Origin of the sequence: Streptomyces sp. NPDC002795 (assembly GCF_042888725.1) — a bacterium.
Classification (GTDB): domain Bacteria; phylum Actinomycetota; class Actinomycetes; order Streptomycetales; family Streptomycetaceae; genus Streptomyces.
Genome location: NZ_JBIAQB010000013.1, coordinates 134,820 through 159,104, shown reverse-complemented (window position 1 = coordinate 159,104; position 24,285 = coordinate 134,820). Strand labels below are relative to the sequence as shown.

At 69.5% G+C, this 24,285-nt stretch carries 21 protein-coding genes and 5 tRNA genes; 11 read left to right on the top strand and 15 right to left on the bottom strand.

The window, feature by feature from the left end:
- The 4 genes from ACFYWS_RS33370 to leuC all read right to left on the bottom strand — a co-directional run.
- Positions 1–572 (bottom strand): HU family DNA-binding protein (locus ACFYWS_RS33370; protein ID WP_389282653.1); only part of this gene is annotated, 572 nt, incomplete at its 3' end.
- Between the two features lie 132 nt (positions 573–704).
- The gene (locus ACFYWS_RS33365) at positions 705–944 is read right to left on the bottom strand and encodes a hypothetical protein (RefSeq protein WP_389282651.1); all 240 of its coding nucleotides are present in this window, start codon (positions 942–944) and stop codon (positions 705–707) included.
- A gap of 318 nt (positions 945–1,262) precedes the next feature.
- Positions 1,263–1,856, bottom strand: coding sequence for a 3-isopropylmalate dehydratase small subunit (gene leuD, locus ACFYWS_RS33360; protein WP_389282649.1), 594 nt, complete (start codon positions 1,854–1,856; stop codon positions 1,263–1,265).
- Positions 1,857–1,861: 5 nt separating this feature from the next.
- Positions 1,862–3,286, bottom strand: a complete 1,425-nt coding sequence (leuC, locus tag ACFYWS_RS33355; RefSeq protein ID WP_389282647.1) for a 3-isopropylmalate dehydratase large subunit — start codon at positions 3,284–3,286, stop codon at positions 1,862–1,864.
- Between the two features lie 190 nt (positions 3,287–3,476).
- Here leuC and ndgR point away from each other — a divergent pair, with 190 nt between their 5' ends.
- A complete protein-coding gene (gene ndgR, locus ACFYWS_RS33350; protein ID WP_351341353.1) occupies positions 3,477–4,193 on the top strand; it encodes an IclR family transcriptional regulator NdgR in 717 nt (238 codons plus the stop codon).
- A gap of 189 nt (positions 4,194–4,382) precedes the next feature.
- Here ndgR and ACFYWS_RS33345 read toward each other — a convergent pair.
- The 9 genes from ACFYWS_RS33345 to ACFYWS_RS33305 all read right to left on the bottom strand — a co-directional run bounded on the left by ACFYWS_RS33345 (position 4,383) and on the right by ACFYWS_RS33305 (position 8,459).
- Positions 4,383–4,455: transfer RNA gene (locus tag ACFYWS_RS33345), tRNA-Glu, on the bottom strand.
- Positions 4,456–4,459: 4 nt separating this feature from the next.
- Positions 4,460–4,531: transfer RNA gene (locus ACFYWS_RS33340), tRNA-Gln, on the bottom strand.
- 38 nt (positions 4,532–4,569) lie between these two features.
- Positions 4,570–4,642 (bottom strand) — tRNA-Glu (locus tag ACFYWS_RS33335).
- 88 nt (positions 4,643–4,730) lie between these two features.
- A tRNA-Glu gene (locus ACFYWS_RS33330) sits at positions 4,731–4,803 on the bottom strand.
- Positions 4,804–4,845: 42 nt separating this feature from the next.
- Positions 4,846–4,917, bottom strand: a tRNA-Gln gene (locus ACFYWS_RS33325).
- A gap of 89 nt (positions 4,918–5,006) precedes the next feature.
- A complete protein-coding gene (locus tag ACFYWS_RS33320; RefSeq protein WP_389282645.1) occupies positions 5,007–5,726 on the bottom strand; it encodes an HAD family hydrolase in 720 nt (239 codons plus the stop codon).
- A 199-nt stretch (positions 5,727–5,925) separates the two neighbouring features.
- Complete coding sequence (gene gltX, locus ACFYWS_RS33315; RefSeq protein ID WP_389282643.1) at positions 5,926–7,410, bottom strand: glutamate--tRNA ligase; 1,485 nt, start codon at positions 7,408–7,410, stop codon at positions 5,926–5,928.
- Positions 7,394–8,179, bottom strand: coding sequence for a fumarylacetoacetate hydrolase family protein (locus ACFYWS_RS33310; RefSeq protein ID WP_389282641.1), 786 nt, complete (start codon positions 8,177–8,179; stop codon positions 7,394–7,396). The genes gltX and ACFYWS_RS33310 overlap by 17 nt, the downstream gene beginning before the upstream one ends.
- Positions 8,180–8,270: 91 nt before the next feature.
- A complete protein-coding gene (locus ACFYWS_RS33305) occupies positions 8,271–8,459 on the bottom strand; it encodes a hypothetical protein (protein WP_389282639.1) in 189 nt (62 codons plus the stop codon).
- Between the two features lie 566 nt (positions 8,460–9,025).
- Between ACFYWS_RS33305 and ACFYWS_RS33300 the strand changes: the two genes are divergently transcribed.
- From ACFYWS_RS33300 to ACFYWS_RS33265, 8 genes are all read left to right on the top strand, one after another.
- Positions 9,026–12,838 (top strand): nitrate- and nitrite sensing domain-containing protein, encoded by a 3,813-nt coding sequence (locus ACFYWS_RS33300; RefSeq protein ID WP_389282637.1) that lies wholly within the window; start codon positions 9,026–9,028, stop codon positions 12,836–12,838.
- A 9-nt stretch (positions 12,839–12,847) separates the two neighbouring features.
- Positions 12,848–13,261 (top strand): roadblock/LC7 domain-containing protein, encoded by a 414-nt coding sequence (locus ACFYWS_RS33295; protein ID WP_266718905.1) that lies wholly within the window; start codon positions 12,848–12,850, stop codon positions 13,259–13,261.
- A 171-nt stretch (positions 13,262–13,432) separates the two neighbouring features.
- Positions 13,433–13,843, top strand: a complete 411-nt coding sequence (locus ACFYWS_RS33290; RefSeq protein WP_389282636.1) for a DUF742 domain-containing protein — start codon at positions 13,433–13,435, stop codon at positions 13,841–13,843.
- A complete protein-coding gene (locus ACFYWS_RS33285) occupies positions 13,824–14,414 on the top strand; it encodes an ATP/GTP-binding protein (RefSeq protein ID WP_389282635.1) in 591 nt (196 codons plus the stop codon). Before ACFYWS_RS33290 ends, ACFYWS_RS33285 begins: the two co-directional genes overlap by 20 nt.
- Positions 14,415–14,796: 382 nt before the next feature.
- On the top strand, positions 14,797–18,078 hold the full coding sequence (locus tag ACFYWS_RS33280; protein ID WP_389282633.1) for a nitrate- and nitrite sensing domain-containing protein: 3,282 nt from the start codon (positions 14,797–14,799) through the stop codon (positions 18,076–18,078).
- 10 nt (positions 18,079–18,088) lie between these two features.
- On the top strand, positions 18,089–18,502 hold the full coding sequence (locus ACFYWS_RS33275) for a roadblock/LC7 domain-containing protein (RefSeq protein ID WP_266714481.1): 414 nt from the start codon (positions 18,089–18,091) through the stop codon (positions 18,500–18,502).
- A 94-nt stretch (positions 18,503–18,596) separates the two neighbouring features.
- Positions 18,597–19,193, top strand: coding sequence for a DUF742 domain-containing protein (locus tag ACFYWS_RS33270; RefSeq protein WP_389282630.1), 597 nt, complete (start codon positions 18,597–18,599; stop codon positions 19,191–19,193).
- The gene (locus tag ACFYWS_RS33265; RefSeq protein ID WP_326015373.1) at positions 19,174–19,764 is read left to right on the top strand and encodes an ATP/GTP-binding protein; all 591 of its coding nucleotides are present in this window, start codon (positions 19,174–19,176) and stop codon (positions 19,762–19,764) included. Before ACFYWS_RS33270 ends, ACFYWS_RS33265 begins: the two co-directional genes overlap by 20 nt.
- A gap of 159 nt (positions 19,765–19,923) precedes the next feature.
- Here the strand turns inward: ACFYWS_RS33265 and ACFYWS_RS33260 are convergent, their stop codons facing one another.
- Together ACFYWS_RS33260 and ACFYWS_RS33255 are read right to left on the bottom strand one after the other, a co-directional pair.
- A complete protein-coding gene (locus tag ACFYWS_RS33260; protein ID WP_389282628.1) occupies positions 19,924–20,109 on the bottom strand; it encodes an acyl-CoA carboxylase subunit epsilon in 186 nt (61 codons plus the stop codon).
- A gap of 28 nt (positions 20,110–20,137) precedes the next feature.
- Positions 20,138–21,733 (bottom strand): acyl-CoA carboxylase subunit beta, encoded by a 1,596-nt coding sequence (locus ACFYWS_RS33255; protein WP_389282626.1) that lies wholly within the window; start codon positions 21,731–21,733, stop codon positions 20,138–20,140.
- Positions 21,734–22,112: 379 nt separating this feature from the next.
- On the opposite strand from ACFYWS_RS33255, the gene ACFYWS_RS33250 reads away from it, so the two are divergent.
- The gene (locus tag ACFYWS_RS33250) at positions 22,113–22,724 is read left to right on the top strand and encodes a YceI family protein (protein ID WP_389282624.1); all 612 of its coding nucleotides are present in this window, start codon (positions 22,113–22,115) and stop codon (positions 22,722–22,724) included.
- Positions 22,725–22,866: 142 nt separating this feature from the next.
- Positions 22,867–24,240 carry a pentapeptide repeat-containing protein gene (locus ACFYWS_RS33245; protein ID WP_389282623.1) on the top strand — a complete coding sequence of 458 codons (1,374 nt, stop codon included), beginning with the start codon at positions 22,867–22,869 and terminating at the stop codon, positions 24,238–24,240.
- The last annotated feature ends 45 nt before the right edge of the window (positions 24,241–24,285 follow it).

Sequence of the window (24,285 nt, the reverse complement as noted above, 5' to 3'; positions counted from 1 at the left end):
GCCTTCTTCGCCGGGGCCGCCTTCTTGGCGGTGGTCTTCTTGGCCGTGGCCTTCTTGGCGGTGGTGGCCTTCTTCGCCGGGGCCGCCTTCTTGGCGGTGGTCTTCTTGGCCGTGGCCTTCTTGGCGGTGGTGGCCTTCTTCGCCGGGGCCGCCTTCTTGGCCGTGGTCTTCTTCGCCGCGGCCTTCTTGGCGGTCGTCGCCTTCTTGGCGGCCGCCTTCTTGACCGTCGCCGAAGCGCCGCCGCTCAGGCTGCCCTTGGGCGCCTTCTTGACCGCGACGTCGTTCTTCGGGAGCTTCTTCGAACCCGCGACGAGGTCCTTGAAGCCCTGGCCCGCACGGAAGCGCGGCACCGAGGTCTTCTTGACCCGGACACGCTCGCCGGTCTGCGGGTTGCGGGCGTAGCGGGCCGGGCGGTCGACCTTCTCGAACGAGCCGAAGCCCGTCACCGAGACACGGTCACCGCTGACCACGGAACGCACGACGGCGTCGAGTACGGCGTCGACGGCGTCAGCGGCCTGCTGACGGCCACCAACCTTGTCGGCAATGGCTTCTACGAGCTGCGCCTTGTTCACGTCTTCCCCTTCGGAGACATTGCCGGAACGAATCTCTTTCGCACCGGCTTTTTCGCACGTTAGGCAGATATATACCGCAAATCAAACGCGAAACGGGCTAATCACCCTTGTGCCGCAACGAACTGGACAGTCTCAGAGTTCCTCTTCAGTGATGGAGCCCTCTTCGAAGTCGTCGAGGTCCGCCATGAATCGCTCCAGACGCCTTGCCGCACCGGCGAGATCGTGTTTGGCCGCGGCCGTGACGGCCAGCAGCTTCCGGGTCAGCGCCATCCGTACGCCCTCCGGGACTTGCAGTGCGCGCACTCTGGCGTGCGCTTCCTTGAGTTGGTCCGCGACCGCCGCGTACAGCTGGAGTTGGCCGTCGTGTTCCATGCACAGATTGTGCCATCTGGGGCGAGTTGTCGCCTCCGCAGGGTGCAACTCCCGCCGCAGAAGGCCCTTCTGGAGCCTCCCGTGCCGTCTCCGCCAAGAGTGCCGCCGACGCACGTGTACCCCTGGAACACCCTTGGTATTCAAGGGAGTTGAGGCACGCCGGGGGCACCTCCGGCAGGGCCCGGGAGGGGCTCCGGAGCCCGACACAGAAGTACCCCCAACCGATGCACGATTGGGGGTACGAGGCCCTGTGTATGTGGCCTGAATAAGCCTTGCCCGGCTACGGATCCATTGGCGAGCCGTAGGGATCCGGTCGGCTCAGACCTGGACCGTCTGCGGCTTGTGGACCGGGCGCTTCGCCTCGTAGGCGGCGATGTCCGCCTCGTTGCGCAGCGTGATGCTGATGTCGTCGAGCCCGTTGAGCAGCCGCCAGCGGGAGTTCTCGTCCAGCTCGAAGGACGCGGTGACGCCCTCGGCCCGAACTTCGCGCTCCTGGAGGTCGACCGTGATCTCGGCCTGCGGGTCGTTCTCGACCAGCTCCATCAGCGTGTCCACGACCTTCTGGTCGAGAACCACGGTCAGCAGACCGTTCTTGAGGGAGTTGCCGCGGAAGATGTCCGCGAAGCGGGAGGAGATGACGGTCTTGAATCCGTAGTTCTGCAGGGCCCAGACGGCGTGCTCGCGGGACGAGCCGGTGCCGAAGTCGGGACCGGCCACCAGGACGGTGGCCCCCTCGCGCTCGGGCTTGTTGAGCACGAACCCGGAGTCCTTGCGCCAGGCCTCGAAGAGCCCGTCCTCGAACCCGTCCCGCGTCACCTTCTTGAGCCAGTGGGCGGGGATGATCTGGTCGGTGTCGACGTTGCTGCGGCGCAGCGGGACGGCCCGGCCGGTGTGCGTGGTGAATGCTTCCATGACTCTCAGACTCCAGCGGCGACAGGGGCGTCGGACAGGTCGGCGGGCGAGGCCAGGTGGCCCAGAACGGCGGTGGCCGCGGCGACCTGGGGCGAGACCAGGTGCGTACGGCCGCCCTTGCCCTGCCGGCCCTCGAAGTTGCGGTTGGAGGTGGACGCGGAGCGCTCGCCGGGCGCGAGTTGGTCCGGGTTCATGCCCAGGCACATGGAGCAGCCCGCGTAGCGCCACTCGGCGCCGGCCTGCGTGAAGACCTCGTTGAGGCCCTCCTCGACGGCCTGGAGGCCCACGCGCGCGGAGCCGGGAACGACCAGCATCCGTACGCCGTCGGCGATTTTGCGGCCCTTGAGGATCTCGGCGACGGCGCGCAGGTCCTCCATGCGGCCGTTGGTGCACGAGCCTACGAAGACCGTGTCGACCTTGACGTCGCGCAGCGCCTGCCCGGCCTCCAACCCCATGTACTCCAGGGCCTTTTCGGCGGCGAACCGCTCCGAAGCGTCTTCGTACGAAGCCGGGTCGGGGATGTTCGCCGAAAGCGGCGCTCCCTGACCGGGGTTGGTGCCCCAGGTGACGAACGGCGACAGTTCCTCGGCCTTGATGAAGACCTCGGCGTCGAAGACCGCGTCGTCGTCCGTCTTCAGCGTCTTCCAGTACTCGACGGCGGCGTCCCAGTCGGCGCCCTTGGGGGCGTGCGCCCGGCCTTCGAGGTACGCGAAGGTGGTCTCGTCGGGGGCGACCATGCCCGCGCGGGCACCGGCCTCGATGGACATGTTGCAGATGGTCATCCGCGCTTCCATCGACAGCTTCTCGATGGCCGAGCCGCGGTACTCCAGGATGTAGCCCTGGCCGCCGCCGGTGCCGATCTTCGCGATGATGGCGAGGATCAGGTCCTTGGCGGTGACGCCCTCGGGCAGTTCGCCCTCGACCGTGATCGCCATCGTCTTCGGGCGGTCCATCGGCAGCGTCTGCGTGGCCAGCACGTGCTCGACCTGCGAGGTGCCGATGCCGAACGCCAGGCCGCCGAAGGCGCCGTGCGTCGAGGTGTGGGAGTCGCCGCAGACGACGGTGGTGCCCGGCTGCGTCAGGCCCAGCTGCGGGCCGACCACGTGCACGACTCCCTGCTCGACGTCGCCCAGGGAGTGCAGGCGGACCCCGAACTCGGCCGCGTTCTTGCGCAGCGTCTCCAGCTGCACGCGCGAGACCGGGTCGGCGATCGGCTTGTCGATGTCGAGGGTCGGGGTGTTGTGGTCCTCGGTGGCGATGGTGAGGTCGGTGCGCCGCACCTGACGACCCGCCTGGCGGAGGCCGTCGAAGGCCTGCGGGCTGGTCACCTCGTGCAGCAGGTGCAGATCGATGAAGAGGAGATCGGGCTCGCCCTCGGCGCGCCGGACGACGTGGTCGTCCCAGACCTTCTCCGCGAGTGTGCTACCCATCGCTTTCCCTCCGGCCGGCTTGAGGTGCGCCGGCCCAACTAGAGATTTCGGATCGCTTACGTCCGTACCCCTCGTGCCGGACGTCGGCGGCCGGGCCCGTTTGGTCCACGGGCCGGTGTGACGTACAGGGTGGCAAGTTCCACGGAAAATTGAACTTGCGTTTCACAGAGTGAGACGGGAGTATCGACGCATGGACAACAGTAGCGGCGTCGGCGTTCTGGACAAGGCAGCCCTTGTCCTGGGTGCCCTGGAGTCCGGACCCGCGACCCTCGCAGGCCTTGTCGCGGCCACCGGACTGGCAAGACCCACAGCCCACCGCCTCGCGGTGGCCCTTGAGCACCACCGCATGGTGGCGCGAGACATGCAGGGCCGTTTCATTCTCGGCCCGCGCCTCTCGGAGCTCTCGGCGGCGGCCGGCGAGGACCGCCTCCTCGCGACGGCGGGCCCGGTGCTCACGCACCTGCGGGACGTGACGGGCGAGAGCGCCCAGCTCTATCGCCGCCAGGGCGACATGCGCATCTGCGTCGCCGCGGCGGAGCGGCTCTCCGGACTGCGGGACACGGTCCCGGTGGGCTCCACCCTCACGATGAAGGCGGGTTCCTCCGCGCAGATCCTGATGGCCTGGGAGGAGCCGGAGCGCCTGCACCGCGGCCTCCAGGGCGCCCGCTTCACGGCGACGGCCCTGTCGGGCGTCAGGCGCCGCGGCTGGGCCCAGTCGATCGGCGAGCGGGAGCCGGGCGTCGCGTCCGTCTCCGCGCCCGTCCGCGGCCCCTCCAACCGCGTCGTGGCCGCGGTCTCGGTCTCCGGGCCGATCGAGCGCCTCACGCGTCACCCGGGCCGGATGCACGCTCAGGCGATCATCGACGCCGCGGGGCGCCTCTCCGAGGCCCTGCGCCGCACCGGTTGACCCGGCCGCCTCAACTCCCCTTACGTTCCCCGCCCATTCCCGGCCGGTCGCTCCAACGCCGCAGCGACCGGCCGGAGTTGTCCACTCCTGGCTTCAACTCCCGTACGCACGCCCGCACATGTCACCGCATGTCGCCGCATACGAAAAGGGCCCTTCCCGACTTCGGGAAGGGCCTTAATCGTTCGCGAGTACCCCCGACCGGATTCGAACCGGCGCTACCGCCTTGAGAGGGCGGCGTGCTAGGCCGCTACACAACGGGGGCCAAGCTGGTCTACCAGGACTCGAACCTAGAATGACGGTACCAGAAACCGTAGTGTTGCCAATTACACCATAGACCACTGAAGTTCAAGACCTTGCGGCCTGCGAACTCAATGCGTACCCCCGACCGGATTCGAACCGGCGCTACCGCCTTGAGAGGGCGGCGTGCTAGGCCGCTACACAACGGGGGCCCTAGCGATCCTCCACCCGGCGGAAGCCGGATATTGTCACCGCAGGGTCGGTGGGAGCTACCCAAGCCGTCCCCGCGGGAAGGATCTGTACCCCCGACCGGATTCGAACCGGCGCTACCGCCTTGAGAGGGCGGCGTGCTAGGCCGCTACACAACGGGGGCTTTGTGGACGCCATGTCCACGGTTGCAGATGAGCTCTGCGAGCTGGCCTACCAGGACTCGAACCTAGACTAACGGAACCAGAAACCGTCGTGCTGCCAATTACACCATAGGCCACCGAAACGCAACCCCCGAGGGGATTTTGCTTGGCTTGCGCTTCCGGGACACCGGCCTTTCGGCTTGCTCCCCTCGGCGCAGAAAGAACATTACCTGAAGGTGGACTGCGCTCCAAAACGGGTATCCCCGGCCAACAGCGCAGGCAGTTGCCCGAGCCCTGTGATGCGCACGAGTTCGGGCCTGCCACCCAGTTCCGCGCGGTCGAGCCAGATTCCGCTCAGGCCCGCGTCGACGGCTCCGCGGGCGTCCGTGTCCGGCTGGTCACCGACGTACGCGATCTCGTGCGGCTCCAGGGAGAGCTCCTCGCAGACGGCGTGGAAGGCGGCCGCGTCGGGCTTGGCGACGCCGAGTTCGGCGGCGCACAGGACGGCCTCGAAGCGGTCGCGCACGCCGAGGACGCGCAGCTTGCGGTCCTGGTTGTGCAGCGAGGAGTTGGACAGCACGGCGTGCCGGTAGCCGTCCGCGAGGGTGTCGAGGGCCGGGACGGTGTCGGGGAAGAGGCTCCACGCGGCCTCGTAGTGACCGAGATAACGGGCGAACCAGCCGTCGGCCTCCTCGGCCTCCATCGCGCGCCCCACGAAGCCGCGCACGCGGTCCCTGCGCTGCCCCTCCCAGTCGGCCTCCCCCGCCTCGAACCGGGCCCAGTGCTCCCGCGTGGCGGCCCGCCACCGCACGAGCGCCTCCTCGACGGTGCCGTAGCCGTCGAGCAGCCCCTCCGCCGCGAGATGCTCCCGCATGCCGACGGTGTCGGCCGTCGCGTAGTCGAAGATCGTGTCGTCGATGTCCCAGACGATGGCTCGGATAGGCATACGACGACCGTAACGGCAGCCCCCGAACCGAGGCGAGATCGCACGACAACCTCAACCCCGTACCGCCACCGGCTGGGGGCTCGGGGGTCGCCCCCCGAAGAATGCAGTGTCGATGTCCCAGACGATGGCTCGGATAGACATACGGCGACCGTAACGGCGAAAGACCCGGAAGCGGGTCGCTTCCGGGTCTCTCACATGGTCACGCGGTGAGCTTGGCCAGGGCCGCGTCGATGCGGGCGAAGGTCGTGTCCTTGCCCAGGATCTCGAGGGACTCGAAGAGGGGCAGGCCGACCGTGCGTCCTGTGACGGCCACCCGGACCGGGGCCTGGGCCTTGCCGAGCTTGAGGCCGTGGGCCTCGCCGGCGGCCAGGACGGCCTCCTTGAGGGACTCGGGCGAGTTCCAGTCGGCGGCGTCCAGCTTTTCGCGGGCCGTGGTGAGGAGCGCGTCGGAGCCCTCCTTCATGGCCTTCGTCCAGCTCGCCTCGTCGAAGACCGGCTCGGCGAGGAAGAGGAAGTCCACGTTGTCCGTGATCTCGGAGAGGACCTTGAGGCGGGTCTGGGCGTGGGGGGCGATCGCCGCCCACTTCGCCTCGTCGAAGTCCTCCGGGGCCCACGGCGCGACCGGGGCCTTCAGCCACGGCTCGCAGCGCGCCGCGAACTCCTTCGGGTCGAGCAGGCGGATGTGGTCGCCGTTGATCGACTCGCACTTCTTGAGGTCGAAGCGGGCCGGGTTCGGCTGGACGTCCTTGACGTCGAAGGCCGCGACCATCTCGTCGATGGAGAAGATGTCGCGGTCGGCGGAGAGGGACCAACCGAGGAGGGAGAGGTAGTTGAGCAGGCCCTCCGGGAGGAAGCCGCGCTCGCGGTACAGGTTGAGCGAGGACTGCGGGTCGCGCTTGCTCAGCTTCTTGTTGCCCTCGCCCATGACGTACGGCAGGTGCCCGAACTCGGGCACCAGCTTGGCGATGCCGAGGTCCTTGAGCGCCCAGTAGAGGGCGACCTGGCGCGGGGTGGAGGAGAGCAGGTCCTCGCCGCGCAGGACGTGGGTGATCTCCATCAGCGCGTCGTCGACCGGGTTGACCAGCGTGTAGAGCGGGGCGCCGTTGGCACGGACGATGCCGTAGTCCGGGACGTTCTCCGGCTCGTAGCTGATCTCGCCGCGGACCAGGTCGTTGAACGTGATCCGCTCGTCGGGCATGCGGAAGCGGACGATGGGCGCCCGGCCCTCGGCCTCGTACGCGGCCTTCTGCTCGGCGGTGAGGTCGCGGCAGTGGCCGTCGTAGCCGGAGGGCTTGCCCGCGGCGCGGGCCGCGTCACGGCGAGCGTCGAGCTCCTCCGTGGAGCAGTAGCAGTAGTAGGCGCGACCGGCGTCGAGGAGCTTCTGCGCGACGTCCTTGTAGATGTCCATCCGCTGGGACTGGCGGTACGGCGCGTGCGGGCCGCCGACCTCCGGGCCCTCGTCCCAGTCGAAGCCGAGCCAGCGCATCGCCTCCAGGAGCTGCTCGTACGACTCCTCGCTGTCGCGGGCCGCGTCGGTGTCCTCGATGCGGAAGACCAGGGTGCCCTGGTTGTGGCGCGCGAAGGCCCAGTTGAACAGGGCGGTGCGGACCAGGCCCACGTGGGGGTTACCGGTGGGCGAGGGGCAGAAACGGACGCGTACGGGTGCGCTAGCCACGCTTGACAACCTTGTTGGTGAGAGTGCCGATGCCTTCGATGCTGACGGCGACCTCGTCGCCGACGCTGAGCGGGCCTACCCCTTCCGGGGTGCCCGTGAGGATGACGTCGCCGGGGAGCAGCGTCATGGCCTCGGAGATGTTGACGATCAGGTCCTCGATGGACGTGATCATCTGCGACGTACGGCCGAGCTGGCGCTGCTGGCCGTTGACCGTGCACTGGATGGTGAGGTCGGATGCCTGCTCCAGGGAGAGGTCGGTCTCGACCCAGGGGCCCAGCGGGCAGGACGTGTCGAAGCCCTTCGCCCGCGCCCACTGCTTCTCGCGCTTCTGTACGTCACGGGCGGTGACGTCGTTGGCGGCCGTGTAGCCGAAGACGACGTCCTTGACGCGCTCGCGCGGGACCTCGCGGCACATGCGGCCGATGACGACGGCGAGCTCCGCCTCGTGGTGCAGCTCTTCGGAGAAGCCGGGGTACTGGATCTCGGCGTCCGGGCCGATCACCGACGTCGACGGCTTGAAGAAGGCGAAGGGGGTGTCCGGTACCTCGTTGCCCAGTTCCTTCGCGTGCTCCGCGTAGTTGCGGCCGAAGGCGATCACCTTGTTCGGGAGCACGGGGGGCAGCAGCCGGACCTTGCTGACCGGGACCTTCGTACCGGAGAGTTCGAAGTCCGCGAACGGGATGCCCTTGATGATGTCGAGGACGAGCTCGTCTGGCTTGTCGCCCTCGACCGCGCCGAAGGCGACGTTCCCGTCGATGGAGAATCTTGCGATGCGCACGGTCTGCTGCGCCCCTTTTTCTGGCGTTGGGCCGGGTGGGAGGTGACAGAGCCAGGCTAACGCTGTGGGGCGGGCGCCGTCGGCCCGGTGGTTACGCCGCCGGGGCGGTCTCCGGCGCCACCATCAGGATCGTGCGCTTCGGGTTGGCCGTGTTCGGGGGGAGCGTCGCCGAGTGTTCCGGTACGGCCGGCCCGGTCTGGATCTCGTCGGCGTCCGCGAGGTGCGCCAGCGTCGTGCGCCGCGGGTTGGCAATGTTCTGGAACATCATCGTCTTCGTCATGACTGGGCTCGGGAACCTTCTCCGTAGTACTGGTGGGCCATCCCTTATAGAACTTCAGGCTAAACATCTGATTCCCGCCGAAAGCCGGGAAGTTGCGATCACCCGCATGTGAGTTTGCTCACGGAGTACCTCGCAAATGGGGCACTTCGGGCCGCCAACTCCCGCCAGGGAAACGGACATTACACAACTGAAGCCACTATTCCGCTCCCGATCACAGCGGCCGGGACACCCCCCTGGCGTACGCGGAAAGCCCCGAAATGACCGGGTAGCGGCAGGTCGAGTCGCACGCCGTGTGACTCTCCTCTTACGTCGCGTCACGCAGGGTGCGGCCGTCCCCTCGGGCCTTGTTGGAGATCCTGCACTGTGCTGGAATCGCGTGGACCGCCGCGGGTACAGAACCGGCGCGCACGGGCGCATCGCAGCGCCGAGCCGCGGCGGAGACGGGGGAAACCAGCGCCGGTCACTCACGACCACAGGGGGACGTTTCAGGTCGCCCCCCGAAAGACGCCGACACCGTCTTGTCCGTGCATACGGGCGGGGCGCCTGGTCCAGAGGTTGCGACGCTAGTGCAGGGACGTAAGAACAGGGATGGCAGCGCTGCGGCGGAGCCGGAGCCGCGCGGCGGGACCGGCTCGACAGCCGGCGGCACCCGGCCCCCGCACGCCCAGAACCCGGGACGCACCGCGTCCGTCGACACCTCGGAGACCGACGGCCGGGGCGGCGCTTCGGGCTCTGCCACGCCGTCCTCGGCGAGGCCCAAGAACCCCACGGGGCCCGGTTCACGGATGGCGCTGCGCAACTGGCGCATCTCCACGCGTCTCGTCTCGCTGCTCGCGCTGCCCGTGGTCGCGGCGACCTCGCTCGGCGCGCTGCGTATCGCCGAGTCCCTGAACGACATCCAGCAGCTCGACAACATGAAGCTGCTGACCCAGATGACCAAGGAGGCCACCGAGCTGGCCTCGGCGCTCCAGGAGGAGCGCGACCAGGCGGCGGGCCCGCTCTCCAACGGCTCCTCGACGCGCGACTTCAACGTCAAGTCGACGCGGGAGAAGACCGACCGCGCCCAGGACACGTTCCTGCAGAGCACCACCGACATCAAGGCCGACGGCGAGACCGGCAGCCTCAACGGTGTGCGAGAGCACGCGGTGCAGATCGCCCACGAGCTGATCAACCTCAACAAGATCCGGCAGGGGGCGTACGACGACAAGTCGAACTCCTCGCAGACCGTCGACTCCTACGCCCGCATCATCGACGAGCTGCTCTCGCTGTCCACGGACATGGCGCAGGCGACCAGCAGCCCCGAGATGATCCAGCGCACGCGCGCCCTGGCGGCCTTCTCCTCCGCCAAGGAGTACGCCTCCGAGCAGCGCGCCATCATCGCGGCCGCGCTGCCGCCCAACAGCGCCCGGTTCGGCAAGCTCTCGGAGACCGACCGGCAGTACGGTCTCGCGGCCGCCGAGAACCAGGAGTCGCAGCTCCAGTCGTTCAAGGCCGTCTACGGCGCCGTGCCCGCGCAGGAGCTGCTGAAGCCGATCGAGGAGAACAACTCCACGATCAAGGCCGCGGACACCTACGCGAACCGTGTGCTGCAGAAGTCCGACGGCATCAAGTCGCAGGACAAGCGCTCGTACAAGGACTGGGTCGACGCGGACACCACGCGCATCCAGGAAATGTCCAAGATCGAGCTGACGCTGCTCAACCAGATGGAGCAGCAGGCCCGCGAGCTGCGCAACGCCTCCGAGCAGTCGGCGATCATCAACGGTGCGCTGATCCTGCTCGTGCTCGGCGTCTCGCTCGTCGGCGCCTTCGTCGTGGCCCGGTCCATGATCCGCTCGCTGCGCCGGCTCCAGGACACCGCGACCAAGGTCGCCCAGGACCGCCTGCCCGAGCTGGTCAGGGAGCTCTCCGAGTCCGACCCGCAGGACATCGACACGTCCGTGGAGTCGGTCGGCGTGCACTCGCGCGACGAGATCGGCAAGGTGGCCGCGGCCTTCGACGACGTGCACCGCGAGGCCGTGCGTCTCGCCGCCGAGCAGGCCCTCCTGCGAGGCAACGTCAACGCGATGTTCACCAACCTCTCGCGTCGTTCGCAGGGCCTCATCCAGCGTCAGCTCTCCCTCATCTCCGAGCTGGAGTCCCGCGAGGCCGACCCGGACCAGCTGTCGTCGCTGTTCAAGCTCGACCACCTCGCGACCCGCATGCGCCGTAACGGTGAGAACCTGCTCGTTCTCGCCGGTGAGGAGCCCGGCCGCCGCTGGACGCGGCCCGTGCCGCTCGTCGACGTGCTGCGTGCCGCCGCGTCCGAGGTGGAGCAGTACGAGCGCATCGAACTGTCCGCCGTGCCCGCGACCGAGGTCGCGGGACGTGTGGTCAACGACCTCGTGCACCTGCTCGCCGAGCTGCTCGAGAACGCGACCTCGTTCTCCTCGCCGCAGACCAAGGTCAAGGTGACCGGTCACGCGCTGCCCGACGGGCGTGTGCTGATCGAGATCCACGACACCGGCATCGGCCTCTCCCCCGAGGACCTCGCCGCGATCAACGAGCGGCTCGCGTCGCCGCCCACCGTGGACGTCTCGGTGTCCCGCCGCATGGGTCTGTTCGTGGTCGGCCGCCTGTCGCAGCGCCACGGCATCCGCATCCAGCTCCGCCCCTCCGACTCCGGTGGTACGACCGCGCTGGTCATGCTCCCCGTGGACGTCGCGCAGGGCGGCAAGAAGCCTTCCGGCAAGGGCGGCCCCGGTGTCTCCGGTGGCCCGGCCGCCGCGCAGGCCGCGGCCGGTGTCGCCGCCGCGCGTCGCGGCCAGGCGCCCGGCAACGCCGGCGGTCCGGCCGGTCTCCTCGGTGGTGGCTCCGGTGCCCCCGGCGGGCGGCCGCAGGTCGGTGCCGGTACGGGTGGGCCGCGTGCGGCGCTGCCCGGACGCGGCGGTGGCCCGCAGGCGCCGGCCGGTTCCGGTGCCAACGGTCCTTCGGGCCGCTCCGGTCCTCCGGCTCCTTCGGCTTCTTCCCCTTCCTCTGGTCCTTCCGGTCCTGCCGGTCGTTCCGGTCCCGACATGTTCGGCAAGGGGCAGGCGCCCGGCGGTCCCGTGCCGCCACAGCAGCGCACCCACAGCGACCCGAACGAGCCGCAGGGCCGGCGCCCGGTGCTGCCCCCTCGCGGTGGCCCGCGCGCCGAGCTTCCGGGCGGCAACCCGCAGCCCCGTACGCCGAGTTGGGGCGACGAGAACGCGCAGCCGAACCTGGACGTTCCGCGCGGTCACGACGAGCCGGACTCCACGGCCCGCTTCCCGCGCGTCCGCGACGACCGCCAGGGCCAGGCGCAGGACTCCGGCCAGTTCGTCCGCTCGGACGTCTTCGGCCCGCGCGATGGCAACGGCCCGACGGACCGTCAGGACCCGTCCGGCACCGGCCAGTTCAACCAGCCGCAGGGCGGCCCGCCGGCCACCGGCAGGCACCAGCGCCCGCAGGACCCGGGCACCGCCCAGTTCCCGCGCGTGCAGGACCCGTCGGCCACCGGTCAGTACAACCAGCCGCAGGGCCAGCCGGACAGCGGCGGCTTCCCGCGACCCCCGCGCTCGCAGGACCCGGCGAACACCGGCCAGTACAACCGTCCCCCGAGCGACCCGGCGAACACCGGCCAGTACGCGCAGCCCGAGGGCCGCTCGGCCACCGGCCAGTTCGAGTTCACGCCCCCGAAGCCGCCTCAGCGCAACAACGCTCAGGGCCAGGGCATCCCGGCGCAGCCCTCGCAGGAGGACTTCCTGCCGCCGGGCGACGCGTCGGGCGGGGACGGCCGTACGCCGCTGTACGACACGCTGGAGACGAACTGGTTCCACGGCCAGAACGCCCAGAACCAGAACCAGGGTCCGGCTCAGGGTCAGCACCCTGGTCAGAACCAGAACCAGAACCAGAACCAGAACCAGGGCCAGAACCAGGGCCACGCTCAGAACGGCCGGAACCAGAACGGTCAGGGCCGCGGCCAGGGCATGCAGTCACCGAACGGCCGCCCCGACCAGGGCCTCCCGCAGCGGCCGCAGGCACAGGCCCCCTCGGCCGCCCCCGCCCGGCCCGCCGCGTCCCCGGACCCGGCCGAGGCCAACTGGCGGCAGTCCCCCAACGACGACCTGATGCGTCAGGCCGAGCGGGTGCGCAAGCCCGCCGCGGGCGGCGTCACCCACTCCGGTCTGCCGCGCCGTGTGCCGAGGGCGAACCTTGTGGCGGGAACCGCCCAGGAGCAGCAGACTCAGACCGGTCCCCAGGTCTCGCGCGCGCCCGACGAGGTGCGCGGTCGGCTGACCAATCTCCGTCGGGGCATCCAGCAGGGGCGGCAGGCCGGCAACACCGGCAGCTACCCCCGCCCCACTCACCAGCAGGAGCGTTAGTTGAGCCAGATGAGCCAGGCGGCACAGAACCTGAACTGGTTGATCACGAACTTCGTGGACAACACACCGGGTGTCTCCCACACGGTCGTGGTGTCCGCGGACGGGCTGCTGCTCGCGATGTCCGAGGGGTTCCCGCGCGATCGCGCGGACCAGTTGGCGGCCGTGGCGTCGGGTCTCACGTCGCTCACGGCCGGCGCGTCCCGGATCTTCGAGGGCGGCCCGGTGAATCAGACGGTCGTGGAGATGGAGCGCGGCTTTCTCTTCCTCATGTCCATCTCGGACGGCTCGTCGCTCGCCGTACTGGCGCACCCCGACTGCGACATCGGCCTCGTCGGCTACGAGATGGCGCTGATGGTCGACCGGGCGGGCTCCGTGCTCACCCCCGACCTGCGCGCCGAGCTCCAGGGCAGCCTGCTGCACTGAGGACCGTAACGGCCGGTAACCCCGGCCACGTCCGCAGTCTGCTTCATCGGCAGCCCAGGAATCCAGTCAGCGCACGCAATCCGCACACCCGATATTCCGCCGTCACAATCCCCCCACCGGCCCACCCTCAGACGGCAGGCCCCCGCACTTGTCGTCCCGCCCGGAGGATCCATGACCCCGCCCACCGACTCATACGACCCGTACGGCGCCACCGCCCACGCCGCATACGGTCCTGAGGGCGACCAGCCCCTGGTCCGCCCCTACGCGATGACCGGTGGCCGGACCCGCCCGCGCTACCAGCTCGCCATCGAGGCGCTGGTGAGCACGACGGCCGACCCCGCGGCCCTGATGACGCTGCTGCCGGAGCACCAGCGCATCTGCCACCTGTGCCGCGAGGTGAAGTCGGTGGCCGAGGTCTCGGCGCTGCTTTCGATGCCGCTCGGTGTGGCCCGGATCCTCGTCGCGGACCTGGCCGAGGCCGGGCTCGTCGCCATTCACCAGCCGGGCGGCGACGAGGCCAACGGCGGTGCGCCGGACGTGACTCTGCTCGAAAGGGTGCTCAGTGGACTTCGCAAGCTCTGACGGCGCGCTGGGCGCGACCCCCCGTGCCACCACCTCGGCGAAGATCGTGGTGGCGGGCGGCTTCGGCGTCGGCAAGACGACGTTCGTGGGCGCCGTCTCCGAGATCAACCCGCTGCGCACCGAGGCCGTGATGACCTCGGCGAGCGCCGGGATCGACGACCTGACGCACACCGGGGGCAAGACGACCACGACGGTCGCCATGGACTTCGGCCGCATCACGCTCGACCAGGACCTGATCCTGTACCTCTTCGGTACGCCGGGCCAGGACCGCTTCTGGTTCATGTGGGACGACCTGGTGCGCGGCGCGATCGGCGCCGTCGTCCTCGTCGACACCCGCCGCCTCGCCGACTGCTTCCCGGCCGTGGACTACTTCGAGAACTCGGGCCTCCCGTTCGTCGTCGCCCTCAACGGCTTCGACGGGCACCAGCCGTACGCCCCCGAAGAGGTGCGCGAGGCCCTTCAGATCGGCCCGGACACCCCGATCATCACGACCGACGCCCGCCACCGCGCGGATGCGAAGAGCGGTCTGATCACGCTGGTGGAGCACGCGCTCATGGCCCGCTTGAAGTAACCGGGGCTGGTCAGAAGCGGTCAGATCTCGGTCAGCAAGTGGCTGGATCCATACGGTAGTTGTCGTAGCGTTTTCGGCGACCCCTGTGGCCTTTGACACGCCGGGCCGCGCTGTTCATAACGTTTCGAAAGAGAATTCCCAGGGCACCGACACACGTCGCGCACAGCCGGTTCCACTGCGCTCACAAGAGCCCCGCCTTTTGGCGGGGCTCGCTCTTTATGACCGTTTTATCTGGGGTGTGCGTCACCCGGAGCTTCCGCTTCCGACTGTTTGGAGGTGCGCCTCCTGACGTGCTGGAATGCGCTGAACTGCCCAGTAGGAATGGGCCTGGAGACATACAGCGGCACAACGTAGGTGCCGACGCCGAGAGGTTGTTGGTCGAGTGAGGCGAAGCAAGAACAGTCCCGAGCCGGTCTCGGCGCGGGGCAACTTCACCCCGCCCCCGCGCGACGCGGCGCGGACCGCACCGGCGGCCGAGGCCACGGCCCCGGCGTCGTCGGGCGGGCGCATGTCGCCCCGAAATTGGCGTGTACCCACCAAGCTGAACGCCATCCTCCTCATACCCGTGGTCGTCGGCCTCGTCATGGGTGGCTTCCAGGTGTCGAACTCGATCGACACCTGGCAGGAGGCCGAGGACGCCGAGAGCACCGCACGTCTCGTGCAGGCCTCGCTGACGTTCGGCAACCGCCTCATCGAGGAGCGCGACAGCACCGCCGCGCCCCTCCTCCAGGGCAAGACGGACGACCCCAAGGTCGCCGAGTCCCGCGAGGCCACTGACGCCGCCGCCGAGAAGTTCCACGCCGCGGCCCAGGACATGCCGCAGAAGGAAGGCCTTGAGCGCCGCCTGGCGCAGTTCACCAAGGTCGAGCCCCAGCTGAAGAAGCTGCGCGCGGCCGCGTACACCTCCAAGCTGCCCGGCGTGCAGACCGAAGAGGGCTACGTCGCCATCCAGCACCCGCTGATGGAGTTCGCCAACGAGCTCGGCCTCGGCACCGGAAACATCACCAGCTACGGCCGCACCGTCTACGCGATCTCGCTGACCAAGGCGGCGCTCTCGCTTGAGCGGTCCATCGGCATGCACCTCCTGGTGAAGCCGGGCCCCGGCGCGACGAACCTGAGCCGCCAGCGCACCGCGCTCGGCAGCTACGCCTACCTCGAGAACATCGCCATTGAGGAGTACAAGGGCGGCGGTACGCCCGAGGACCTCAAGAAGCTCGAGGACACGATCAAGAAGCTGAAGTCCGACGGCGCCAAGCAGGCCGCCGCGGCCAAGGCCAAGAACCCCTCGTACATCCCGCCGCCCGAGAACACGAAGATGGTCGGCGCCGTGGTGGCCCTGCCCAGCACCCAGCCGAGCGCGCGGCTCGCCCTCGCCCAGAAGGGCGTCACGCCCGAGAACTGGTGGGCGGTCAACACCGCGAAGTTCGACGCCTACCGCACGATCGAGTCGGAACTGGCGAACAAGGCCGTGACCGAGGCCTCCGGGATCGCCGCCGACGCCAAGCGCGAAGCGATCATCATCGGTGCCGCCGTCGTGGTCGCCCTGCTCGCCGCCTTCCTGATCGCCGGGCAGATGGCGCGGCAGATGTCCCGGTCGATGCGCCGGCTGCGCTCCGCCGCCTTCGACGTGGCCGAGCAGCGTCTGCCGATGCTCGTCGACCAGCTCTCGCGCACCGAACCGGGCCGCGTCGACACCCGCGTACAGCCGATCCCGATCACCACGACCGACGAGATCGGCGAGGTCGCCCGCGCCTTCGACCAGGTGCACCGCGAGGCGGTCCGGCTCGCCGCCGAGCAGGCGCTGCTGCGCGGCAACATCAACGCGATCTTCACCAACCTGTCGCGCCGCAACCAGTCGCTGATCGAGGGCCAGCTGACCCTCATCACCAGCCTGGAGAACAACGAGGCCGACCCGGACCAGCTGGAGAACCTCTTCCGCCTGGACCACCTCGCGACCCGTATGCGCCGCAACGGCGAGAACCTCCTGGTGCTCGCGGGCGAGGAGCCCGGCCGCCGCTGGGACCAGCCGGTCCCGCTGGTCGACGTGCTGCGCGCCGCGACGTCCGAGGTGGAGCAGTACGAGCGCATCGAGCTGGCCGGCGTCCCCGAGGCCGAGATCCACGGCCGCGCGGTCACCGACCTCGTGCACCTGCTCGCCGAGCTTCTGGAGAACGCGACGACGTTCTCCTCGCCGCAGACCAAGGTCCGCGTCACCGCGACCCGTCTCCCGGACGGCCGCGTCATGATCGAGATCCACGACAAGGGCATCGGCCTCACCGCCGAGGACTTCGCGGACATCAACCACAAGCTGGCCAACCCGCCGACGGTGGACGCCGCGATCTCCCAGCGCATGGGCCTGTTCGTGGTCGGCCGTCTGTCGGACCGGCACGGCATCCGCGTGCAGCTGCGCCCCTCGGGCGAGCAGGCGGGGACGACGTCGCTCGTCATGCTGCCCGAGCCGATCACGCACGGTGGTGGCGGCGGGGTCCTGGAGGACTCCGAGTTCACCGTCTCGACGATGATCCCGAAGCAGGCCGCGTTCGAGCACACCCCGCTGCGCACGGCCGCCGAACTCGGCTTCGACGACAGCCGTTACGACGTCCCGGACGACGCCCGCGAGTTGGACCCGGTCGGCCGTTCCCTCATGCGTGAGGAGCGCCGTGCGGCCCTGGAGGCGCAGCAGCACGACCCCGCCCAGGACCAGCAGCAGCCGCAGCAGGAACGCCCGCTCTTCCGCGACGACTTCCAGCCACAGCAGCCGCAGCAGGACCGTCCGCCCTTCGCGGAGCAGAACGCGTACGACACCCGGCAGGCCCCGTACGACAACCGCCGGCAGCTCGCCTACGACGATCCCCAGCAGGGCGTCTACGACGAGTACCAGGGCGGCTACGACGGCCGGCAGCAGGGCGGTTTCGACGGGTTCGACGGGTTTGTTCCTGTGCAGCCCACTCATGACAACGGTCAGCCAGACGGGTTCACCTCCGGGTACGACTCCGGGTACGCCCCTCAGGACGGCTATGCGGAATCCCCGCAGGAGCCGTACAACCCCTTCGAGCCGTCCGCGCAGCGGGCCGACTGGCAGGCGCAGGACGCCTACCGGGAGCCCTACCAGGACGATTTCCAGGGCCAGTTCGGCACCGAAGCGGAATCCGCTCAGGGCACTGCCGCAGCGGACCGGGAACGCGTAGGCTTCGACGGGCACGGCGCCACCCCCTCGGCGGATCCGACCGGACCGGCCCCCTCCGCACCCCACGCGCTGACCGACGCAGGTCTGCCGCGGCGCGGTGGCGGCGCCCCGCAGGAGCCCGCACCGGCCCCCCAGCAGGACCCCGAGACCGGCCCCGACGAGGACACCACCTGGCGCTCGGCCAACGACGCCCGGTGGGTGCGCGCCGAGCAGCTCAAGAAGCCGAAGGCGGGCGGGGTCACCGCGTCCGGGCTGCCGCGCCGGGTACCCAGGGCCAACCTGGTCGAGGGCACGGCGGAGTCGACGCCGCAGGGCGGCCCACAGGTCTCCCGCGCCCCCGAGGACGTCAGGGGCAGGCTCAGCAACCTGCGTCGCGGCGTACAGCGGGGACGCAGCGAGGGCAGCAGTGATACGAACGGCCAGGCCACTCCAAATCAGCACAGTGGTCCTGACAGCACCTACAACCAGGAGCGTTAGTGTGAGCCCGATGAGCCAGGCGGCACAGAACCTGAACTGGTTGATCACCAACTTCGTGGACAACACCCCCGGGGTGTCCCACACGGTGGTGGTCTCCGCCGACGGACTCCTTCTGGCGATGTCCGAAGGGTTCCCCCGCGACCGCGCCGACCAGCTGGCGGCCGTCGCCTCGGGTCTGACCTCGTTGACCGCGGGCGCCTCCCGCATCTTCGAAGGCGGCCCGGTGAACCAGACAGTTGTGGAGATGGAGCGAGGATTCCTCTTCATCATGTCCATCTCGGACGGCTCTTCTCTCGCCGTCCTTGCACACCCCGAGGCGGACATTGGTCTCGTTGGGTACGAGATGGCCCTTCTTGTCGACCGGGCGGGCACGGTTCTCACACCGGACCTGCGGGCGGAGCTTCAGGGAAGCCTTCTCAACTAACAGACAGGCAGTGCGTATTCGTGTCCCGGGGCCGTAAGGTTTCGGGACGCGGCTCCACAGTGATGGTGCCCAGCGCAGTCGGAGGAGGAAGTTCGTGTCTGGTTCAGCAACACCCCCGAGCGGTTCGTCGGCCCAGTGGCCGCCCTACGGCCACGGCCAGGGGCGCGGCCAGGCGGGTATGGGTGACGACGGATCCCAGAACCGGTACAACTTCCCGTCTTCCCCCTCGTCGGCGAACCACGCCCGACCGACCCGGCAGCCCGGTCCCTACGACCAGCCGCCCGCGCCGCGCATCCAGCCCGTGCAGCCGCAGCCGCGTCCCGACGCGAATCCCGCACCCGCCGCGAAGAACAACCCGCTGGTCCGCCCGTACGCCATGACGGGCGGTCGCACAAGGCCGCGGTACCAGCTCGCCATCGAGGCGCTGGTTCACACCACCGCGCAGCCGCACCAGTTGCAGGGCCAACTGCCCGAGCACCAGCGGATCTGCAATCTGTGCCGGGAGATCAAGTCGGTGGCCGAGATCTCGGCCCTGCTCGCGATCCCTCTCGGTGTGGCCAGGATCCTCGTCGCCGACCTCGCGGAGGCGGGACTGGTCGCCATCCATCAGCCCGGCGGCGACGAGAGCGCCGGCGGCCAGCCAGACGTGACATTGCTCGAAAGGGTGCTCAGTGGACTTCGCAAGCTCTAGCGGAGGGCCGGCTGCTCCAAGCCGTTCCACCACATCGGCGAAGATCGTGGTGGCAGGTGGTTTCGGCGTCGGCAAGACGACGTTCGTGGGCGCCGTCTCCGAGATCAACCCGCTGCGCACCGAGGCCGTCATGACGTCCGCGTCCGCGGGCATCGACGACCTCACTCACACCGGGGACAAGACGACCACGACGGTCGCCATGGACTTCGGCCGCATCACGCTCGACCAGGACCTGATCCTGTACCTCTTCGGTACGCCGGGCCAGGACCGCTTCTGGTTCATGTGGGACGACCTGGTGCGCGGCGCGATCGGCGCCGTCGTCCTCGTCGACACCCGCCGCCTCGCCGACTGCTTCCCCGCGGTCGACTACTTCGAGAACTCCGGCCTCCCCTTCGTCATCGCCCTCAACGGCTTCGACGGCGGACAGCCGTACAACCCGGACGAGGTGCGCGAGGCCCTCCAGATCGGCCCGGACACCCCGATCATCACGACCGACGCCCGCCACCGCGCGGACGCGAAGTCGACGCTGATCACTTTGGTGGAGCACGCGCTCATGGCGCGGCTGCGGTAATTTCAAGCCCCGCAGGGGGCACCTCCCAGCGTTAGCTGGGGGAGATTGAGGCGCGGGGTCCGGGGCAGAGCCCCGAGTCCGCGCCCCCGTCCCACCGCAGGCAAACGCACTGAGGCCCTCCTCCCGATTCGGGAGGAGGGCCTCAGCCACGTGTACGGCTCAACGCCAGCTGTGCGGCGCCCGGAACCCCGGCTCGCGCTCCAGACGACGCCACCCCGCCCGGTCCCGCCGAAGGCGAGGCGCGTCAGGAGTGGCGGCGGCGCGGGACAGCAGGATCGCGGTGATGGCCGCGACCTCCTCGGGCTCGGCGTGGCCCTTCTCGACGCGGATGTCAGGCATGGACATGTGGCAGGTCTCCTACGAGTAGTGCCGGTTACTGCGGCGGGTTGCCGTGCTTGCGGGACGGCAGGTCGGCGTGCTTGGTGCGCAGCATCGCCAGGGACCTGACCAGCACCTCGCGCGTCTCGGCGGGGTCGATCACGTCGTCGACCAGGCCGCGCTCCGCCGCGTAGTACGGGTGCATCAGCTCGGCCTTGTACTCCTTGACCATCTTCTGGCGCATCGCCTCGGGGTCCTCGGCCTCGGCGATCTGCCGGCGGAAGATCACGTTGGCCGCGCCCTCCGCGCCCATGACCGCGATCTCGTTGGTCGGCCAGGCATAGGTGAGGTCGGCACCGATGGACTGGGAGTCCATGACGATGTACGCGCCTCCGTACGCCTTGCGCAGGATCAGCGAGATCCGGGGCACGGTGGCGTTGCAGTACGCGTACAGCAGCTTGGCGCCGTGCCGGATGATGCCGCCGTGCTCCTGGTCGACGCCGGGCAGGAAGCCGGGGACGTCGAGCAGCGTCACGATGGGGATATTGAAAGCGTCGCACATCTGGACGAACCGTGCGGCCTTCTCCGAGGCCTCGATGTCCAGGACGCCCGCGAGGGCCTGCGGCTGGTTGGCGACGATGCCGACGACCTGGCCGTCGAGTCGGGCGAGCGCGCAGATGATGTTGCGCGCCCAGCGCTCGTGGATCTCCAGGTAGTCGCCGTCGTCGACGAGTTCCTCGATGACCTTGGTCATGTCGTACGGGCGGTTGCCGTCGGCCGGGACCAGGTCGAGCAGGACGTCGCCGCGGCGCTCCGCCGGGTCGTCGGACTCGATGGTCGGCGGGTTCTCCCGGTTGTTCTGCGGGAGCATCGAGAGGAGGTAGCGGACCTCGGCGAGGCAGGTCTCCTCGTCGTCGTACGCGAAGTGCGAGACGCCGGAGGTCTCCGCGTGGACGTCGGCGCCGCCCAGGCCGTTCTGAGTGATCTCCTCGCCCGTCACCGCCTTGACCACGTCCGGGCCCGTGATGAACATCTGCGAGGTCTCGCGGACCATGAACACGAAGTCCGTGAGGGCGGGGCTGTACGCCGCGCCGCCCGCGCACGGGCCGAGCATCACGCTGATCTGCGGGATGACACCGGACGCCTTGGTGTTGCGCTGGAAGATGCCGCCGTAACCGGCGAGCGCGGAGACGCCCTCCTGGATACGGGCGCCCGCGCCGTCGTTGAGCGAGACCAGCGGGGCACCGGCCGCGATGGCCATGTCCATGATCTTGTGGATCTTCGTGGCGTGGGCCTCACCCAGGGCGCCGCCGAAGATCCGGAAGTCGTGCGCGTAGACGAAGACCGTGCGGCCCTCGACCGTGCCCCAGCCGGTGATGACACCGTCGGTGTGGGGCTTCTTGGCCTCCAGGCCGAAGCCGGTCGCCCGGTGCCGGCGCAGCTGCTCGACCTCGTTGAACGAACCCTCGTCGAGGAGCAGCTCGATGCGCTCGCGCGCCGTCAGCTTGCCCTTCGCGTGCTGGGCCTGCGTCGCCTTCTCGCTGGGTCCGGCCAGTGCCTGCGCACGGATCGCGTGCAGCTCGGCCACGCGTCCGCGTGCGTCGGTGGGCTCGTCCCCCGGGTTCGAGGCGGTGTCGTCCAAAACGGTCATGTAGTGACCTTACGAAACGCACATGGGGAAACGGGCCGTCGACTCTGTACAGTCTCCGGCCCGTTTTCCTGGTAGCCCTGAACAGAACCCTCCCGCGAGGGGGGTGAAGTGACTGCTCAGCGCGGGTCCGTCTTGTAGACGTCACACAAAGCGGCGCTCTGAGACCCGCCTCACACCAGCTCCGCGACCGCGCGCTACACGCACGCCCGAAAGGGCGACACCGGCCATATCGGGCTGTAATCGAGAGGACACGCATCGTTTGATGTTGAACATTGAACATCATCGCGCTACAGTCGGATCCGTTGATGGTTCAACTTTCAACATCACCGCATCTCTCCACCTGGCACCACCCGTGCCGCCCGTCCCCAAGGAGCACGTCATGGGCATCTTCGGCCGCAAGAACGAGTCCGCCACCACCCCCGCCGCTGCCGCCGCGCAGGCGAACCCGGACCTCGCCTCCGTCACCGGCGACTACACCGTCGACCCCGCTCACACCTCGCTCGGCTTCGTCGCCCGGCACGCCATGGTGACCAACGTGAAGGGCGGCTTCAGCGACTTCACGGGCTCGCTGCACCTGGACGGCTCGGACCCGGCGAAGTCCACCGCCTCCTTCGACGTGCAGATGGCGAGCATCTCGACCGGTAACGAGGACCGTGACGGCCACCTGAAGAGCGCCGACTTCTTCAAGATCGACGAGTTCCCGACGATGACCTTCCGGTCGACCTCCGCCGAGTCCCTGGGCGGCGACGACTACCGCATCACGGGCGACCTGACGATCCTCGGCACCACCAAGCCGCTCAGCATCGACCTGGAGTTCAACGGCGTCGCGAAGGACCCGTTCGGCAACGAGCGCGTCGGCTTCGAGGGCAAGACCGAGATCCTGCGCTCGGAGTGGGGCCTGACCTGGAACGCCGCGCTCGAGACCGGTGGCGTCCTGATCTCGGACAAGATCAAGCTGAACTTCGACATCTCGGCCATCAAGGAGGCCTGAGGTTCAGCCACGAGTTGCGGCGGCCACGAGGTACGTGGCCGCCAACTCGGCGTAGAGGGCGCCCCGTTCGAGCAGCTCGACGTGGGTGCCCTTGGTGTGTGTGCGGTGTGTGTGCGCGAACCCGCGTGCGAGACTGCCTCCTATGGCGCCCCCTGAGCGACGTGCCGACGCCGAGGGCGTCAGACGGGAGATCCTCGACGAGAGCGCGGGATCCGCGCCGTACGTGCTGCGCGACACCCGCGTCACGGGAGCGCTGCGGCTGGACGGGGCGGAGGTCCGGCGGGCCGTGCGGTTCGAGGCCTGCCGGTTCGACGAAGCGGTGAGCCTGGAGGGGGCGAGCACGCTCGGCGTCGCGTTCACGGAGTGCGTGCTGCCGGGGCTGCACGCCTCGACGGCCCGGTTCGGCGGGCGCGTCGACCTGCGGCGGTCGACGATCGGCGAGCGCGACGGGGCCGGGAGCGCCGTGGACCTGGTGCACGCCGACCTCGCGGGCGGCATCCGGCTCGACGGGGCGCACCTGGTCGCACCGGGGCGGATCGCCCTGGAGGGCGGTGGCGCCGTGGCACGGGGCGGAGTGTTCTGCGAGAACGGGTTCGTCGCGGAGGGCGAAGTCGGCTTCCCCGGCGCCGAGTTGCCGGGCGGACTGTGGATGCGCGGCGCCCGCATACGCGTGGGGGCGGCGGACGCGTACGCGTTCCACGGCGACGGCCTCAGCGCGTCGAACGTACGGTGCCAGGGCCTGCGGGCCGACGGCAGGATCAGGCTGCGCGGGGCGAGGGTGACGGACCTCGTCTCCTTCCAGGACGCCGAACTCGGCGGCACCGGCTCCTCGTTGATGTGCGTGGGCATGCGCGCCGAGGCCATCGACCTCGCGTTCGCGCGCACCCCGGCCGGCGGGGTGAACCTGCGCAACGCGTACGTGGCCAGGCTCCAGGACGACCCCCGGACATGGCCCGCGACGCTGGGCCTCGACGGACTGACGTACGACTGGCTGGGCGATGTCGCTCCCACGCGCCGCGAGGATGTCGCGAACCGGCTGGCATGGCTGCGCCGCCACCCCGTCTACGCGCCGCAGCCGTATGAGCAACTCGCCGCGCACTACCGGCGTTCAGGGCACGAGGACGAGGCCCGCCGGGTCCTCCTCGTGCGGGAGCGCAGACGGCGCGGCACGCTCGGCCCGGCCGGGAAGGCGTGGGGGCGGCTGCTCGACGGGACCGTCGGGTACGGCTACCGCCCCTGGATCGCCGGGATCTGGCTCGCCGTGCTCACGCTCATCGGCGCGCTCGTCTTCCACGCGTACAGGCCCGTACCGAACAAGCCGGGTGAGGGCGCGCCCTTCAACCCGGTCGCGTACACCATCGACCTCCTGATCCCGATCGGCGGCCTCGGCCAGCGCGGGGGCTGGCACTGGGCCGAAGCGGGCGTGCAGGGCCTGTCGTACGCGCTGATCGCGGTCGGCTGGATCCTGACGACGACGCTGCTCGCCGGTGTGACGCGGACGCTCAGCCGGAACTGACGCGTGCGTGACGCGCGCCACATTCCCGCGTCCGCGTGTCACACC